This is a genomic window from Rhizobium sp. GCM10022189, from assembly GCF_042656325.1.
GTDB lineage: Bacteria > Pseudomonadota > Alphaproteobacteria > Rhizobiales > Rhizobiaceae > Rhizobium.
The window spans coordinates 1-664 of record NZ_JBHSOR010000042.1; the positions used below are offsets into that span (position 1 = coordinate 1).

The 664-nt window shown below is 68.2% G+C and carries 1 pseudogene; it reads left to right on the forward strand.

The features are described from left to right. A pseudogene (locus tag ACFPWW_RS18110) lies at nucleotides 1-664 on the forward strand (exopolysaccharide biosynthesis protein); the annotation flags it as partial.

Genomic DNA, 664 nt, shown 5'->3' on the forward strand with positions numbered 1-664 from the left:
CAAGGCGATCGTCGCACTGAGCGACCGGCAGACGAAGATCGCGCAAGACCGCACCGACATCACGGATACGATTGCCGCGCTGGAAGCCGCCCGCGACCCTTCCCTGGCCGCGCAGAACAAATCCATTCCCGACAGCATCGGCGTAATGCAGGCCGACCTTCGCGCCCAGCAGCAGGACCTTGCCCGTCTTCTCGACATCTATGGCAACGATGCCCCCGCCGTGGTCGACCTGCGAGCCCGGATCGACAAATCCCGCGCCGATCTCGGTGCCGCGATCGAGCGCTACCTGCAGTCCCTGCGCGCCAGGCTGGCCGCCCTTGACGACGAGGACCGGACGGTCCGCTCCGCACTGACGGCCGCCTACGAACAGCGCTCCCGTTCCGCATTGGCGCAGACCGAGCTGGTGCGGCTGCAGCGCATTGCCGACAAGGAGCAGGCCGCCCTCGACAAGCTCGAGGAACAGCGCCGCGGCCTGGCCGGGCAGGCCATGCTGCCGGGCGCCGAACTGGAGGTCCTGTCACCGGCGGCCGTGCCGCTTGTGCCGCAGGGGCGCAGCCGGCTGTTCTATCTGATCGGCGCCTTCTTCGCTTCGGTCTCCGTTGCGGTGACGGCCGCCTTCGTGGTCGAGATGATGGACCGGACGGTGCGCAGCTTCGACCAGATC